This window comes from Acidovorax sp. FG48, from assembly GCF_057809085.1.
Genome location: NZ_JBMDJH010000017.1, coordinates 62686 through 78175, shown reverse-complemented (window position 1 = coordinate 78175; position 15490 = coordinate 62686). Strand labels below are relative to the sequence as shown.

The window sequence follows — 15490 nt, the reverse complement described above, 5'->3', positions numbered from 1 at the left end:
CGGATCGTTGATGAATGGGCTTGACAGGGCGCTGGCTATAATCAACGGCTGATCAGAGCCCAGAGCTGAACTTCCACGAGATTGTGCGCGCAAAATGAACAAAACGTTGACCACGCTATTTGCCCTGGCTGTCGCTTCCGTGACCGCCTTGTCCCACGCCCAGGAAGCCAAGGGCGACGTGGAAGCTGGCAAGCAAAAGATTGCCATGTGCATTGGGTGCCACGGCATCGTCGGCTACCAGGCCAGCTTCCCCGAGGTGCACAAAGTGCCCATGATCTCGGGCCAGAGCGCCAAGTACATTTCGGCAGCGCTGGTCGCCTACCAAAAGGGTGAGCGCAAGCACCCCACCATGCGCGGCATCGCCGAGTCGCTGTCCGAGAAGGACATCGCTGATGTGTCGGCCTATTACGAACAACACGGCAAGACCGGCGCCGAGCTGCCCGCCAAGCCATCGCGCGAACCCAGCGTGCAAGTGGCTGAGCTGCTGAAGAAGGGCGCTTGCGTTTCGTGCCACGGCGACAACTTCGCCAAGCCCATCGACCCGTCTTACCCCAAGATCGCCGGCCAGCACGCCGACTACCTGTTTGTCGCTCTCAAGTCCTACAAGGTCGAGAAGAACGCCAACGTGGGCCGTGGCAACGCCATCATGGGCGGTGTGGCCAAGCAGTTCACCAACGCCGAGCTGAAGGCTTTGGCCAACTACGTGAGCAGCCTGGACGGCGACCTGCACACAGTGCCCCAGTCGCGCTTCCGTTGATCAGCAGTCTTGCTGAGCGCAACAAAAAAGCCCGCTTCGGCGGGCTTTTTGCTGGGCGTCTGAATGTCAACTGCTGGCGGCCCATGCCCCCACCGCCAGACACACGCAAGCCGTGACCGTGAGGCGCCATCGCAGCGGCAAGTACCACGCAGGAAGCGAGGTACGCGCAGCCAGCCGATGGTCTTGCACCAGGTGCGCTGCAAAGCCTGCGACCAGCAGCACCGACCCTGCTACAGGGGGCAATAGCGTGGCAGGCCAGGCCATCAGCGATGGCATCACGCTCCATACAAAGCAGCGTGTGCGCTCTGGGGCGCTCAGCCCGCTTTGTGCCATGGCGAAGCCCCAGTGCAGAGCGCCCACAAAACTCAGAATCACTGCGCCGTAGGCCAGCAGCGCTGCGCTCCACCAGGGTGCGCTGGGTGACCACAGGCCCACGGCTGCCAGCGCCAGGAACGGCAGCAGGCCGCCGTAGCCCAGCCAGGCCACTGCCGGCGGGATAGGGGCGGAGGAGGGCGAAGGCAAAGGTGGTGTGGGCGTGTGGATATGCGTCGACATGAAAGCCTCCAGATGTGTGTCTGCATTGTCTGGAAAGTGAGACTCCCGAGTGCCATGCATGGTTGTGCGTGCCAGCCAGCCGTCTTTTCGCGGGTGCCTCAAGCCCTATGCCTACAAAGCAGCCCGGTATCGCCAGTTAAAATATTCGCTGGGTGTCGGCGCCATGGTGGCCCGGCAGGTTCATGCGCTGGTCGGGCCGCCGCGCGGCTTTTCTGCGACCCATGAACTCATCCCCTACCCTGATCCAGGTGGTTGGTGCCGTCCTTTTCGGCCTGGCCATTCTTCACACCTTCTCCACCAAGTATTTCGAGCACCTTGCGCACACGCAGCCCCGGCACGCGGGCATCTGGCATCTGCTGGGTGAAGTAGAGGTCGTCTTCGGCTTTTGGGCGATGGTGCTCATGCTGTTCATGTTTTCCATCAGCGGCAAGCAGGAGGCCACTGCGTACCTGGACTCGCGCAATTTCACCGAGCCACTGTTCGTGTTCGCGATCATGGTGATCGCCGCCACGCGGCCCATCCTGGAGATGGCCGGGGCGCTCGTCCGGGCGCTTGCCGCCTTGCTGCCGGTGCAGCGCGGCATGGCGATGTACTTTGTGGTGCTAGCGTTCGTGCCGCTGCTCGGGTCGTTCATTACCGAACCGGCGGCCATGACGCTGGCCGCGCTGATGCTGCGGGACACGCTGTTCTCACACCCTATTTCCAGTCGGCTCAAGTATTCGACCATCGGCGTGCTGTTCGTAAACATCTCCATTGGTGGAACGCTCACTTCCTTTGCGGCGCCGCCCGTGCTGATGGTGGCTGCCAAGTGGAACTGGGACATCTGGTTCATGCTGTCCAACTTTGGCTGGAAGGCGGCGATTGCGGTGGTCATCAATGCGGCCGTCGCCATGCTGATCTTCCGCAACCAGCTGGGCCACATGGGCCGCAAGATTCCCGCCGCTGAGTTCCCCGTGCCCTGGACCGTGACGGGGGTGCACCTTGCCTTCCTGGTGCTGGTGGTGGTGTTTGCCCACCATCCCGCCGTGTTCCTGGGCCTGTTCCTGTTCTTCATGGGGTTCACCACCGCTTACCAGCGTTACCAAAGTCCGTTGATCCTGCGCGAGGCGCTGCTGGTGGCGTTTTTTCTGGCGGGCCTGGTGGTGCTGGGCGGCTTGCAGCAATGGTGGCTGCAGCCCGTGCTCATGAAGATGGACGCCAACGCCGTATTTTTTGGCGCTGCAGCGCTCACCGCGTTCACGGACAACGCTGCGCTGACCTACCTGGGCTCGCTGGTCGAAGGCCTGAGTGACGAGTTCAAGGTGGCCCTGGTGGCGGGCGCCGTCACGGGGGGCGGCCTGACGGTGATTGCCAACGCGCCCAACCCGGCCGGGGCATCCATCCTGAAGGAGAAATTCTCGGACGGCGTCATCAATCCGTTGGGTCTGCTGCTGGGGGCCATGCCGCCTACGCTGGTGGCGGTGATGGCGTTTCGGGTGCTGTAGGCGGCGGGAGCAGCGCCACACCGCGCGCCTTGGCGACTCAGTCTCGCGTGGCGCGCCGTTGCACTGCAGCGATGTAGGCGTTGCCATCGGGCGGTCGGCCGGAGCGCTGGCTCTCCCACAGCATCTCGCCCAGGCAGTCCATGGCGGCGTGGTGCGCGTCGTGCAGCGAGTCGAGGCGTGCTGTCAGCAACTCGACCGCCTGGCGGATGCCACGGGGCTGGTCGATGCTGCACTGTTCGCTGATCGACAGGTGCATCGACAGGTGCAAAAACGGATTGGTCTGGCCCGGGGTTTCGTCGTAGTTGCGGGCCACGGCGGCGTCGACGTCCGACAGGTCGGCGTGGTATTCGGGGTGCTCGGCGATCCACAGGCTGGCCAAAGTTTCGATGGCTTCCATGGGGGCGCCGCTCTGGGTCTTGGCGTGCACACCGCACAGAAAGCGGCGCACATCGGCTTGAGAGGGGCTGAACATGGGGCGTGAGGGTAGCACGCAGGGCAAGGGCCTGGCATGCGCAGGGGTGGTGAGGGCGAGGCCAGGGCCGTGCGGGTCGCGCCGGCGCGCTACAGAGTGCCGGGGCGGCGTCCTACGCGGGCGGCGGGTTCGCGCACCTACATTGGGCTGGCGCAAAGCAGGGAGCCGGGTCCCCTTTGTCGCAGTCCTCAAAACCCGGCACGTTGGGAGAACTGTCATGAAGGCAATGCGAATTGTGGGTGTCCTGCTGCTGGTGCTGGGCCTGGCCGGGTTTTTGACCGGTGGCTTCAGCTTTACCAAGGACACCACCCAGGCCAAGCTGGGGCCGCTGGAACTCACCGTGAAGGAAAAAGAGTCCGTCAACATTCCGCAGTGGATGAGCCTGGGCGCGATGGTGCTGGGCGGCGTGGTGTTGGTGCTGGGCTTTCGCAAGAACTGATTTCACCCGTCCTTCATCCGTCGTGACGAGCGGCTGGGGTTGCGGCTCCGGCCCTTACCCTATCCACGTAAGACGAGCGTTGGAGCTTCAGTTTCAGGCGCTCGTCGCGATGGGTGACCCCAACTCCCGTTCGGGATGTTCCGTTCATCCATAGGCGCCTATCCTCTTGGCGCCCCCATCATGCGCGAGATGGTCCGCGCCGCACTCAGCAGCGCGGGCAGCAGACTCTCCTGCATCATGGTCGCACTCGTGCGGTTGGCCTGACCGCTGATGTTGAGCGCCGCCACCGTCTGCCCTGTGCGGTTGGTCAGAGGCGCAGCAATCGAAATCAAACCCTCTTCCAGCTCCTGGTTCACCAGGCACCAGCCTTGCTGCCGCGCCTGGCGGATGTGCGCCAGCAGCGCCTCCATATCCGTGGTGGTGTGTTCGGTAAAGCGCTGCAGGGGGTGACATTGCAGCCGGGCCTGCAGTTCGTCGTCCGGCAACCCGGCCAGCAGCATGCGGCCCATGGAGGTCCAGCACGCGGGCAGGCGCGAGCCCACGCCCAGCGTGGTGCGCATGATCTTGTGCGTGGGCACGCGCAGCACATAGACGATGTCGAGGCCGTCGAGCACGGCGGCCGATGACGACTCGCGCACCTCTTCCACGAGGTCTTCCATCACCGGCTCGGCCAGGTTCCAGATGGGCAGCGAGGACAGGTATGCAAACCCCAAATCCAGGATGCGCGGGCTCAGGCGAAACAGCTTGCCGTCCGTTTCCACATAGCCCAGCGTCTGCAGCGTGAGCAGGATGCGGCGCGCGCCTGCGCGGGTCAAGCCGGTCTGTGCCGCCACTTCGCTCAAGGTCTGCTGCGGTGTGGCCGCGCTGAACGAGCGGATCACCTCCAGCCCGCGCGCGAACGACTGCACATAGCTGTCGCTCGGTTTGGGGTCTTTGGCTTCAGGGGTTTGGGAATTCATACGTATGCCAACTATAATTCTTTAAGCGAACATTTGTTCTATATACGAACAAATTTCAGAGAGACGAGACAACAAACAAGCAAACCAAGAAAGCGCTGCAATGATCAACAAACTGGCGGACTCGGTGGCCCAGGCCCTTGCGGGGGTGAAGGATGGTGCCACGGTGTTGATAGGGGGGTTCGGCACGGCCGGCATTCCGGGTGAGCTGATCGACGGCCTCATCGCCCAGGGCGCACGCGACCTCACCGTGGTCAACAACAACGCGGGCAATGCCGACCAGGGCCTGGCCGCCCTGCTCAAGGCCGGGCAGGTGCGCAAGATCATCTGCAGCTTTCCGCGCCAGGTCGACAGCTATGTGTTCGACGAGCTGTACCGCAGCGGCAAGCTCGAACTCGAACTCGTGCCCCAGGGCAATCTGGCCGAGCGCCTGCGCGCTGCGGGCGCGGGCATTGGCGCTTTCTTCTGCCCGACGGCCTACGGCACTGAATTGGCGGCGGGCAAGGAGACGCGCGAGATCAATGGCAAACACTACGTGCTGGAGTACCCCATCCACGGCGACGTGGCCCTGATCAAGGCGGAAAAGGGCGACCGCTGGGGCAGCCTCACCTACCGCATGTCGGCGCGCAACTTTGGCCCCGTGATGGCCACGGCTGCCAAGACCACGATTGCCACCGTGCATGAGGTGGTGGAGCTGGGCGCGCTGGACCCGGAGGCCATCGTCACTCCCGGCATCTACGTCACGCATGTCGTGAAGATCGACCGCACGGCCACGCAGGCGGGCGGATTCAAGAAATCCGCGTGATATTGGCCGCAAGCGCAGAAAGAATAAGCATGAGCAGCTATCAAAAGCGTAGTAAGGACGAGTTGGCGAAACGCGTGGCGCAAGACATCCACGACGGCGCCTATGTCAACCTGGGCATCGGCCAGCCGACCCTGGTGGCCAACCACATCCCCGAGGGCCGCGAGGTCATTCTGCAAAGCGAAAACGGCATCCTAGGCATGGGCCCGGCGCCCGCTGCGGGACTGGAGGATTACGACCTCATTAACGCGGGCAAGCAGCCCGTGACCTTGCTGCCCGGCGGCGCGTACTTCCACCACGCCGACAGCTTTGCCATGATGCGGGGCGGGCACTTGGACATCTGCGTGCTGGGCGCGTTCCAGGTGTCGGCCACGGGCGACCTGGCCAACTGGAGCACGGGCGAGCCCGGCGCCATCCCCGCCGTGGGCGGCGCGATGGACCTGGCGATTGGAGCCAAGCAGACCTGGGTGATGATGGACCTGCTGACCAAGCAGGGCGCGAGCAAGATCGTCACGCAATGCAGCTACCCGCTCACCGGTGTCGCCTGCGTGAAGCGCATCTACACCGATCTGTGCACACTGGCCTGCACGCCCGCCGGGCTGCAGCTCATCGACACCGTGCCAGGCCTATCGCTGGCCGAGCTGGAGCAGCTGGTGGGCCTGCCCATCCGGGCCCCGCAGACCACGGCGGCCTGACCGCACCTATCAAACCCAACCGAGAACCGAGGAGACAAAAAGCCATGACGACCCGCCAAGCCTTCATCTGCGACGCCATCCGCACCCCCTTCGGCCGCTACGGCGGCGCGCTCTCCAGCGTGCGCACCGACGACCTGGGCGCCATTCCCATCAAGGCGCTGATGGAGCGCAACCCCGGCGTGGACTGGGCGGCGGTGACCGACGTGCTCTACGGCTGCGCCAACCAGGCTGGTGAAGACAACCGCAACGTGGCCCACATGAGCAGCCTGCTCGCGGGCCTGCCCATCGACGTGCCCGGCGCCACCATCAACCGCCTGTGTGGCTCGGGGCTCGACGCCGTGGGCACCGCAGCGCGTGCCATCAAGGCGGGCGAGGCGGGCCTGATGATTGCCGGCGGCGTGGAAAGCATGAGCCGCGCGCCTTTCGTCATGCCCAAGGCCGAGAGTGCCTTCAGCCGCAACAATGCGGTGTACGACACCACCATCGGCTGGCGCTTCATCAACAAGCTGATGAAGGAAAAGTACGGCGTGGACTCCATGCCCGAAACCGCCGAGAACGTGGCGACGGACTTCAAGATCGAGCGAGAAGCCCAGGACCAGATGGCCTTGCGCAGCCAGCTCAACGCCGTGGCCGCCATCAAGGCTGGGCACCTCGCGCGCGAGATCGTGCCCGTGCACATCCCGCAAAAGAAGGGCGACGCCATCGTCGTCAGCCAGGACGAACACCCCCGCGAGACCAGCCTGGAAGCGCTGGCCAAGCTCAAGGGCGTGGTGCGGCCCGATGGCACGGTGACGGCGGGCAACGCCAGTGGTGTGAACGACGGCGCCTGCGCGCTGCTGCTGGCCGATGAAGCCAACGCCGCCAAGTACGGCCTCAAGCCCCGCGCCCGCGTGGTGGGCATGGCCGTGGCCGGTGTGGCGCCGCGCATCATGGGCTTTGGCCCCACGCCCGCCACGCTGAAGGTGCTGGCGCAGACGGGCCTGACCATCGACCACATGGATGTGATCGAACTGAACGAAGCCTTTGCCGCGCAAGGCCTGGCCGTGCTGCGCGCGCTGGGCATCAAGGACGACGACGCGCGCGTGAACGCCTGGGGCGGCGCCATTGCGCTGGGCCACCCGCTGGGCGCCAGCGGCGCGCGCCTGGTCACCACCGCCGTCAACCGCCTGCACGAACACGCCGGGAAGTACGCGCTGTGCACCATGTGCATCGGCGTGGGCCAGGGCATTGCCGTGATTCTGGAGCGCGTGTGACCGCAATCGAGCGCAACCCCAGACCGGTCACTGTTATCACCGGTGCCAGCAACGGCATCGGCCGCGCGATTGCCGAAGCCGTGCTGGCCCAGGGCCACGCCGTGGTCAACCTGGACTACGTGCTGCCCACCTGGAGCCACCCGCAACTCACCTCGTACCAGGGCGACCTGACCGACGAGGCATCGACCCGCGAACGTGCGGCCGAGATTGCGGCCAAGCACAACGTCACGGCGCTGGTAAACAACGCGGGCGCCACGCGCCCCGGCACCATCGACACCGCGACCACCGCGCAGCTGGATGACGTGGTGGGCCTGCACCTGCGCGCGCCCATGCTGCTGGTGCAAGCCTTTTTGCCCACGCTGCGCGCCTGCGGCCAGGGCCGTATCGTCAACATGTCGTCGCGTGCTGCACTTGGCAAGGGCGAGCGCATCGTGTATTCAGCCACGAAGGCCGGGATGATCGGCATGACGCGCACGCTGGCCATGGAGCTGGGGCGCGACGGCATCACGGTCAACGCGATTGGCCCCGGCCCCATTGCCACCGAACTCTTCCGCCAGAGCAACCCCGACGGAGCGCCGCAGACGCAGCGCATCCTGAACAGCATCGCCGTGGGCCGCATGGGCACGCCCGACGACGTGGCGCGCGCGGCGCTGTTTTTCCTCTCGCCCGACAACGGCTTCGTGACCGGGCAGGTGTTGTACGTGTGCGGCGGCACCACGCTGGGAGTGGCGCCTGTTTAGCAATCTGAACTGATCTTCCCTGCCGCCCTGCAACGGGCGCACCCCTGCTCTCGCCCGGAGGCCTCGGCGCCCGGTTGAGGCCACGGCGCGGCCGGATGCCGCGTCCGTGAGACCCCTTTCATCCACCTTCTTGAAGGAGACAAACCATGACCCGTTCCATCCACACCACCCGCCGCTTCGCGCTGTCGGCTGCAGCCTGCGCGGGCATTGCCGCTATCGCTGGTGCTGGCCTACTGGGCGGCAGCGCTGCACTGGCCCAGGCCTACCCGAGCAAGCCCGTCACCATCGTCGTGCCCTTTGCCGCAGGCGGCACCACCGACATCCTGGCCCGCATCATCGGCCAGGCGCTGACCACCGAGCTGGGCCAGTCGGTCATCGTGGACAACCGCGCGGGCGCGGGCGGCAACATCGGCGGCGCCATGGCGGCCAAGGCCCCGGCGGATGGCTACACCCTGTTCATGGGCACCGTGGGCACCCACGCCATCAACGCCAGCCTGTACAAGAAGATGCCATTTGACCCCATCAAGGACTTTGCGCCGCTGACGCGCGTGGCCAATGTGCCCAACCTGCTGGTGGCCAACCCCGCTCAGCCCTACAAGACGGTGAAGGAACTGATCGCCTACGCCAAGGCCAACCCCGGCAAGGTCAACTTTGGCTCGTCGGGCAACGGCAGCTCTATCCACCTGTCGGGCGAGCTGTTCAAGAGCCTTGCCAAGGTGGACATGGTGCATGTGCCCTACAAGGGCAGCGCCCCGGCCGTCACCGACCTGCTGGGCAACCAGATCGGCATCATGTTCGACAACATGCCCTCGGCCATCCAGCATGTGCGCAGCGGCAAGCTGGTGCCCATTGCCGTGACCACCGCCAAGCGCTCGCCCGAGCTGCCCAACGTGCCGACCATCGCCGAAGCCGGTGTGCCCGGCTATGAAGCCACGTCGTGGTTCGGCATGTTTGCACCTGCGGGCACGCCTGCGCCAGTGCTGGCCAAACTCAACAGCGCATTGGTCAAGGTGCTGAACCAGGCCGATGTGAAGAAGAAAATCAACGAACAGGGCGCCGAGACTTACAGCGAAACGCCCGAGCAGTTTGCTGCCTTCATCCAGGCCGAGTCGGTGAAGTGGGGCAAGGTCGTGAAGGAATCTGGGGCGAGCCTGGACTAAGCAAAGCCGAGATTCTTCGTAGCTACCAAATTGATAGCTGCTACCGCATGTACTACAGGCGGTAGCAGCTATTTTTGTTTTATACCAGGCAGCCGGGCTTACTGCACCCGGTACACACGCCCCGTCTGCGCACCTTCCACGCTGCGCTGGTAGGCCAGCGCCACGCGCGCAGCGGGCACTGGCTCGAACCCCGGGAAGAACGGCCCGTAGCTGCCCATCGACTCGGCCAGCACCGTGGGGCTGATGGCGTTGATGCGCAGGCTGCGCGGCAGCTCGATGGCTGCGGCGGCCACAAAGCCTTCGATGGCCGCGTTCACGGCCGTGGCGCTGGCGCCGTTGCGGATGGGCTCGACCGACAGGATGCCCGCCGTGAGCGTGATGGAGCCGCCATCGTTCAGGTATTTCTGGCCCACCAGTGCCAGCTGAACTTGGCCCAGCAGCTTGTCTTGCAGGCCGATGTTGAACTGCTCGGCCGTCATCTCTGCCAGCGGGCCAAAGTGCAGGTTGCCCGCCGTGCTCACGATGGCATCCACCTTGCCCACCGCCTCGAACAGTTGGGCGACCGCGCCTGGCTGTGAGAAGTCTGCGCGGTGTGTGCCGCTGCTGCGGCCCACGGTGATCACGTCGTGGCGTGCGCCCAGGTTGGCCAGCACAGCCTGGCCGATGGTGCCGCTGGCGCCGATGAGAAGAATCTTGGACATGGTGTTTTCCTTTGGTGTCAAAAGGGGTTGATGAGGAACTGACAACCCGATTCTTTTGCTAATCAATCAGTGTATAAAGTGCCTTCAAGTTATGCTTGAACTAACTATTGATTAGTAATTGAGGGGGTTGCCATGGACAAGCTGCGCAACATGGAAGTCATGGTGGCGGTGGTGGAGGCGGGCAGCTTTGCCGCTGCGGCGCGCCAGCTGCAGATATCGGCCGTGATGGTGGGCAAACACATCCAGCAGCTCGAAGCCCACCTGGGCGCCCGCCTGTTCCAGCGCAGCACCCGCCAGAACAGCCTGACCGAGGTGGGCGCCGCGTTCTACGAAGACAGCAAACGCGTGCTGGAGCAGGTACGCTGGGCCGAGTCCGCAGTAGAGCGCAGCCGCGCCGTGCCGCAGGGCCTGCTGCGGGTGAGTGCGCCCTTCACGCTGGGCAACCACGTGATCGCGCCGCTGGTGGCCGACTTTCTGCAGCGCCACGACCAGGTGCGTGTGGACCTGCAGCTGACCGACAGCGTGGTGGATCTGGCAGGCGAGGGCTTCGACGTGGCCGTGCGCATTGGCCAGGTGGTGAACGAGGGCCTGGTAGCGCGCCCGCTGCGCCCCTACCGCATGGTGATTGCCGCCGCACCCGTTTACCTGCAGCGCCACGGCACGCCCGAACGCGCGGCCGACCTGGTGCGCCATCAGTGCCTGAGCCACTCGGTGTGGCAGCGCCGGGTGGAATGGACGCTGCGCGACGGCAAGGAGGAGTTTTTCTGGCCCGAGAACGCGCGCTTTGTATGCAACCAGGGCGACGGCCTGCGCCAGGCGGCGCTGCGCGGCCTGGGCCTCATCATGCAGCCCGAAGTGCTATTGTCCGACGACCTGGCCAGCGGTGCGCTGGTGCCGGTGATGCAGCACTGCTTGCCCGTGCCGCGCCCGGTGCATCTGGTGTATGCGCCCGACCGGCGGCAACTGCCCAAGCTGGCGCGGTTTGTGGAGTTTGTGGTGACTGCGCTGGGCACCGCCTGAGCGGTGCGGATCAGTTTGCGCGCTTGGGCCTTGGGCTTGCTGCCCAGGGCCGCTCACTCCACCGCGTTGCTGGGCACCTCAGGCCCGATCTTGAACACCCCGCTCACCCGCGCACACGGCACGCCGTCGGCGGTGACCAGGCCCTGTGCAAACACCAGCGAGCGCGTGATGCGCAGCGGCTCTGCCTCGCCCTCCACCCAGGCACCCAGCGGGGCAGGGGCCAGGTAGTCGATCTGCAGGCTGATGGTGGGCAGGAAGCGGTTTGACACCTGGTCGCTTTTGCGGTGCACCGACAGGGGCACCAGCATGTCGCAAAAGGTGGCCATCATGCCGCCGTGTAGGTTGCCCATGGGGTTGGTGTGGCGCGGCTCCACGCGAAAGCCGAACTTCACCACTTTGCCCTGGTGCAGCACATACAGCGGACCGTTGTGCTTGATGTAAGGGCCGCCCGCCACCAGCGGGGCAAAGCCCTCGGGAAGGGGGGCGGCGGTGGTGTTCTCGGGGGCGTGGGTCATCAGCGGGCTTCCTTTTCAATGTCGTTGGCAAAACTGGCGTCCTGCAGACTGCTGCGCGTGGCGTCGCCCTGCAGCCAGCCGCTGTACACCGTGCGAAAGTCCGCCACGATCTGCGCGAGCGGCAGGTCGTCAAACGCGCCGCGCTGGTGCACGTATTCCATGTGGCGTGCGCCGGATTTGTCGAACGGGTGGTAGATGGAATCGTTCTCGCCGTCGAACTCCAGCGGCAGCAGGCCAAAGCGCTCACACAGCTCGATGTTGAACGCGGGTGTGGCCTTGCGCCAAGCGCCATCGAGCCAGATGTCGGTGTAGCCGTGCCAGATGAAGAGGTCGGTCTTCATGGTCTCGCGCATGCGCTCGGTGCTGAGGTGGTTGCGCACGTCGGCAAAGCCCATGCGCGCGGGGATGCCCGCTGCGCGGCACACAGCGGTGAGCAGCGCGGCCTTGGGCACGCACCAGCCGTAGCCATTGGCCAGCACGCTGCTGGCTTTCATGCCCTGGGGCGACAGGTCGATGCGGTAGGGGTCGTAGCGGAAACCATCGCGCACGGCCAGGTACAGGGCCACCGCGCGTTCGCGGTCGGTAGCGCCACGCGCGTGTTCGGCGGCAAAGGCCTGGATCGAAGGTGCGTCGCTGTCGATGAGGGCCGTGGCACGCAGGTGGGTGGGCGTGGGTGCGTTGGTCATTGTTGTGTGTCTCCTGCAGTCGGACGGAGGCCAGTGTGCGGGCCTCGGGCACCCGATGCTGTCACAGGCGCGCCAGCCCTGCGCGGGAGGGGGCCGATGCCCCCATCACACCCGCCACGCAGGCAGCTCCCAGTTGCGCCACACCGCCAGCCCGCGCAGCCCGGCGGTGAGCAGCACGCAGACTACCAGCGGCGCCCAGTCGGGAGCCTGCATCTGGCGCAGGGCCACGTCTGCCCAGCCGCCCGCAAACGCGCACAGCGCATAGGGGCGGTGGTCGCTGAAGGCCTGGGGCACCTCGTTGCACAGCACGTCGCGCAGCACACCGCCAAACACGCCGGTGGTCACGCCCATCATCACGATGATGATGGGCGGCATGCCAATGGCGGTGGCAATGTCCACGCCTACAGCGGCAAACAGGCCCAGGCCGATGGCGTCGGGCAGCAGCATGGCGCGTTCGGTGGGCTCAAAGTGCCGCTGGCGCATGAACAGCATGGCGCCAATGCACAGCGCCAGAATGCCCCACACAAACTCGGTGTGGCGGATCCAGAAGAAGGGCCGCTGGTCCAGCAACAGGTCGCGCAGCGTGCCCCCGCCGAACGCTGCCACAAAGGCCACCACACACACGCCCACGGCATCCAGCCGCTTGCGCGCGGCGGCCATCACGCCCGACAGTGCGAACGCCACGGTGGCGGCCACCTCCAGAACGAGACGCAAGGTGTTCACCCAGGGGGCGTTGAGCAGGGATGGGTCCATGCCCGGGATTGTGCCGTGCGGAATATGCTATTGAATAGATAGCTGAATGCGCATGATAGTTGTGCACTTGCGGCCTTTTCGGGACTAAAAGGCTGGTTCAACCCACGGTACGCAGCCCCACAACGCCCAGCGCCACCACACACCCCGAACACCCCAAAGCCCCCAGCCGCATTGCCCAGCGCCGCGCCACCGCTGGCCACTGGTTCATGCCCAGCACCAGCAGCCAGCCCAGCACCATCCATGCCGACACCACCAGTGCCGCGCCTGCTGCGGGCCCCGCTGCCGCCACGGCGGTCACGGTCTGCAGCACCAGCGTGACCAGTGCAGTTGCCCAGGCGCGCTTGCGCGCCAGCCCCTGGACGCCATCGCCCCAGGCGCGTGTGGCTACGCACTGCGCCCAGTGCGTCAGCGCCATCAGCGAAGCCAGCGCGGCACTGGCGGCCATGAGTTCCGGGTTCATGTGATCTACGTGCGGTGGAGTTCAGCGGCGTGGCTGGGCAGGCTGCGCGAGATGCGCGATGGGTGTACCACCCGGCCCCGCTTCCGCACCAGGGGCACCGCAGCGGCCAGCACGCACAGCCCCGCTGCCGCCGCCCACTGCCACAGCCCGGCCTTGGCCGCCAGACCACCGTAGGCCAGCACGGCCAATACCCACAGCCCTATGGAAGTGCGGGGCGCCCAATGGCGCAGCGTGGCAGCGGGCAGGGCCACAAAAAAGGCGATCAGCAGGCCCAGCATGCCCGACGAGCGCGCGGGCTCGGTGGCCACGATGTGCGCCAGCCGGAACGACTCCACCGCCAGCACGCCGCTCAACCAAAACGGACCATGGGCGGGGGCCAGCCAGCGGCCCAAGCCACTCAGATGCCGACGCAGGGGCACTGCGGGTGCCCGCGTTGCCGCGCCTGCGGAGGCCACGGCGTGACGTGCGGATTTGCGCCGGGGCGCTTGCACGCGCCCCGGCCCCACAAAAGCCGCAATGGCGCCGCAGCCCAAGCCCACAACGCCCAGGCTGATCAACATCGCCGGGCCTTGTGCGCTGCCCAGCGCCAGCCCGGCAAGGCCCGCCACAGCCAGCAGCGCGCCCGCGCCCCCCAGCGCCACCCGCCACAGCGTCAGCGTGCGCAGCGCCCATGCGGCCAGGGCCGACAACAACAGCCACACGCCGATGAGCACCCACACGGTCCACACGGGCCGCTGCGCCAGCGGGGCCAGGCCCGGTGGCCCCCACAGATGCACCAGCACCACCACGGCGAGTGCGGCGGGCATGGTGGCGTGCTGGGCCAGATAGAAGCGGTGCATGGCAGAGCGGTTGAAAAAAAGAGACGTGAGCGATGGGGTAAAGCAGGTCAGCCCGCTGCCGCAACCTCTTCAGCGGCTGGCTGTGCAGCGTCGGCCTCGCGCCTGCGCTGCTGGCGTGCGTCCAGCCAGATCAGCGTGCCCGAGATTGACAAAAACGCGGGCGTCATGCCTAGCAAGAAATACAGCCACTTGAGCGCCAGCCCGCCAAAGTCGCCAAAGTGCAGCGGCTCCATGAGCCCATTGACCAGCGACCAGAAACCTGCCGTGCGCGGGTCGTGCACCTTTTTCGGCACGCCGGTGGCCGCGAGGATGTCCACCCGCGCGGTGCTGGCCAGGTGGTTCTGCAGGTTGCCGGTGAAGCTGGCTTCTGCGGTGCTAGTGCCCCAGCGGCGCAGCGACACATAGCGCGCCTCCAGCCCCGGCACGGCCTGCTGGGCAGTGGCATACATCGCATCCAGCGACTCGCTGCCCTCGGCCTTGCGCGCGGGTTTGGGGGCTGCCGCTTCGGTGCTGGTGGTGGTCACGTACTTGAAGCCCTGTTCAAACAGCGGCGCCAGCCCCATCCATGCGCCTGTGGCTGCGATCAGGATGTGAAAGCCGAGCCCCCAGATGCCCGCAGACTTGTGCAGGTCCGACATCACCACGCGAAAGCTGCGGCCCCAGCGCTGGGTGAACAGCTCGGCCAGGATCTTGCGGTGGATGACGATGCCCGTGGCAATCAGCACCAGCATCGCCACGCCGAGGAACCCCACGATCCAGCGCGGCCCGAAGAACAAAAACACATGCAGCATGCGCAGGTACTGGCCGAGCTGGCTGTCCACCGGGCCGACCACCGTGCCGGTGTCGGAGCGCAAGGCCACCTTGGTGCGCGTGTTGGCCGGGGCGCCGCGCTCGCGCACAAAAGCGAAGTAGCTCGGGTTGACCGCATCGGGCAGCGCAATGGTTTCCACCGTCGCGCCGGGGTAGTGGGTGTGTAGCTGCGCCAGCACCGCGTCGAGCGGGGCGGGCTTCTCAGCGCGCGGCAGCTGCGCCAGCGACGGGTTGGCCCACAGGTCGATTTCGTTCTTGAAAACCACCACCGCGCCCGAGAAGCACACGATGAACATCAGCAGCCCCGTGACGATGCCCGCCCAGGAGTGCAGGGTGAACAGGCGGTTGAGTGTGCGCTGGCTCGTCATGGCGTGCGGGCATCAAGGGGTGGGG

19 protein-coding genes are annotated in these 15490 nt (G+C 65.9%); 9 read left to right on the top strand and 10 right to left on the bottom strand.

All coding sequences use genetic code 11. The features are described from left to right. Positions 1–94: 94 nt before the first annotated feature. Positions 95–757 (top strand): c-type cytochrome, encoded by a 663-nt coding sequence (locus ACODSU_RS19880; RefSeq protein ID WP_110960166.1) that lies wholly within the window; start codon positions 95–97, stop codon positions 755–757. A 66-nt stretch (positions 758–823) separates the two neighbouring features. Here the strand turns inward: ACODSU_RS19880 and ACODSU_RS19875 are convergent, their stop codons facing one another. Continuing rightward, positions 824–1312 carry a DUF3429 domain-containing protein gene (locus ACODSU_RS19875; protein WP_488844198.1) on the bottom strand — a complete coding sequence of 163 codons (489 nt, stop codon included), beginning with the start codon at positions 1310–1312 and terminating at the stop codon, positions 824–826. A 221-nt stretch (positions 1313–1533) separates the two neighbouring features. Here ACODSU_RS19875 and ACODSU_RS19870 point away from each other — a divergent pair, with 221 nt between their 5' ends. Beyond that, positions 1534–2796 (top strand): putative Na+/H+ antiporter, encoded by a 1263-nt coding sequence (locus tag ACODSU_RS19870; protein WP_488844196.1) that lies wholly within the window; start codon positions 1534–1536, stop codon positions 2794–2796. A 37-nt stretch (positions 2797–2833) separates the two neighbouring features. Here ACODSU_RS19870 and ACODSU_RS19865 read toward each other — a convergent pair whose 3' ends face one another. Then, entirely contained in the window at positions 2834–3268 is a 435-nt protein-coding gene (locus ACODSU_RS19865) for a DUF1841 family protein (protein ID WP_488844194.1), read from the bottom strand. Between the two features lie 217 nt (positions 3269–3485). On the opposite strand from ACODSU_RS19865, the gene ACODSU_RS19860 reads away from it, so the two are divergent. Next, on the top strand, positions 3486–3707 hold the full coding sequence (locus ACODSU_RS19860) for a hypothetical protein (RefSeq protein ID WP_015015527.1): 222 nt from the start codon (positions 3486–3488) through the stop codon (positions 3705–3707). A gap of 158 nt (positions 3708–3865) precedes the next feature. Here ACODSU_RS19860 and ACODSU_RS19855 read toward each other — a convergent pair whose 3' ends face one another. Further along, positions 3866–4666, bottom strand: coding sequence for an IclR family transcriptional regulator (locus ACODSU_RS19855; RefSeq protein WP_488844192.1), 801 nt, complete (start codon positions 4664–4666; stop codon positions 3866–3868). Between the two features lie 100 nt (positions 4667–4766). Here ACODSU_RS19855 and ACODSU_RS19850 point away from each other — a divergent pair, with 100 nt between their 5' ends. The 5 genes from ACODSU_RS19850 to ACODSU_RS19830 all read left to right on the top strand — a co-directional run bounded on the left by ACODSU_RS19850 (position 4767) and on the right by ACODSU_RS19830 (position 9313). After that, positions 4767–5468, top strand: a complete 702-nt coding sequence (locus ACODSU_RS19850; protein WP_488844190.1) for a 3-oxoacid CoA-transferase subunit A — start codon at positions 4767–4769, stop codon at positions 5466–5468. A 29-nt stretch (positions 5469–5497) separates the two neighbouring features. After that, positions 5498–6160 carry a 3-oxoacid CoA-transferase subunit B gene (locus ACODSU_RS19845; protein ID WP_209818328.1) on the top strand — a complete coding sequence of 221 codons (663 nt, stop codon included), beginning with the start codon at positions 5498–5500 and terminating at the stop codon, positions 6158–6160. 44 nt (positions 6161–6204) lie between these two features. Further along, a complete protein-coding gene (pcaF, locus tag ACODSU_RS19840; protein ID WP_488844188.1) occupies positions 6205–7413 on the top strand; it encodes a 3-oxoadipyl-CoA thiolase in 1209 nt (402 codons plus the stop codon). After that, positions 7410–8153, top strand: coding sequence for an SDR family NAD(P)-dependent oxidoreductase (locus ACODSU_RS19835; protein WP_488844186.1), 744 nt, complete (start codon positions 7410–7412; stop codon positions 8151–8153). Before pcaF ends, ACODSU_RS19835 begins: the two co-directional genes overlap by 4 nt. A 146-nt stretch (positions 8154–8299) precedes the next feature. Further along, positions 8300–9313, top strand: a complete 1014-nt coding sequence (locus ACODSU_RS19830) for a Bug family tripartite tricarboxylate transporter substrate binding protein (RefSeq protein WP_488844184.1) — start codon at positions 8300–8302, stop codon at positions 9311–9313. Between the two features lie 98 nt (positions 9314–9411). Here the strand turns inward: ACODSU_RS19830 and ACODSU_RS19825 are convergent, their stop codons facing one another. After that, positions 9412–10014, bottom strand: coding sequence for a short chain dehydrogenase (locus ACODSU_RS19825; protein ID WP_488844182.1), 603 nt, complete (start codon positions 10012–10014; stop codon positions 9412–9414). Positions 10015–10146: 132 nt separating this feature from the next. Between ACODSU_RS19825 and ACODSU_RS19820 the strand changes: the two genes are divergently transcribed. After that, complete coding sequence (locus ACODSU_RS19820) at positions 10147–11034, top strand: LysR substrate-binding domain-containing protein (protein ID WP_488844180.1); 888 nt, start codon at positions 10147–10149, stop codon at positions 11032–11034. A gap of 53 nt (positions 11035–11087) precedes the next feature. Here the strand turns inward: ACODSU_RS19820 and ACODSU_RS19815 are convergent, their stop codons facing one another. The 6 genes from ACODSU_RS19815 to ACODSU_RS19790 form a co-directional block, all read right to left on the bottom strand. Beyond that, positions 11088–11549 carry a PaaI family thioesterase gene (locus ACODSU_RS19815; RefSeq protein ID WP_488844178.1) on the bottom strand — a complete coding sequence of 154 codons (462 nt, stop codon included), beginning with the start codon at positions 11547–11549 and terminating at the stop codon, positions 11088–11090. Further along, positions 11549–12235 (bottom strand): transglutaminase-like domain-containing protein, encoded by a 687-nt coding sequence (locus tag ACODSU_RS19810; RefSeq protein ID WP_488844176.1) that lies wholly within the window; start codon positions 12233–12235, stop codon positions 11549–11551. Before ACODSU_RS19810 ends, ACODSU_RS19815 begins: the two co-directional genes overlap by 1 nt. Before the next feature lie 105 nt (positions 12236–12340). After that, positions 12341–12988: a trimeric intracellular cation channel family protein gene (locus ACODSU_RS19805; protein ID WP_309822333.1), complete on the bottom strand. Its 648-nt coding sequence runs from the start codon at positions 12986–12988 to the stop codon at positions 12341–12343. A gap of 97 nt (positions 12989–13085) precedes the next feature. After that, positions 13086–13448 carry a hypothetical protein gene (locus ACODSU_RS19800; RefSeq protein WP_060987553.1) on the bottom strand — a complete coding sequence of 121 codons (363 nt, stop codon included), beginning with the start codon at positions 13446–13448 and terminating at the stop codon, positions 13086–13088. A gap of 5 nt (positions 13449–13453) precedes the next feature. Further along, positions 13454–14287 carry a hypothetical protein gene (locus tag ACODSU_RS19795; protein ID WP_488844173.1) on the bottom strand — a complete coding sequence of 278 codons (834 nt, stop codon included), beginning with the start codon at positions 14285–14287 and terminating at the stop codon, positions 13454–13456. A 47-nt stretch (positions 14288–14334) separates the two neighbouring features. Continuing rightward, the gene (locus tag ACODSU_RS19790; protein WP_488844171.1) at positions 14335–15465 is read right to left on the bottom strand and encodes a PepSY-associated TM helix domain-containing protein; all 1131 of its coding nucleotides are present in this window, start codon (positions 15463–15465) and stop codon (positions 14335–14337) included. Positions 15466–15490 lie beyond the last annotated feature (25 nt).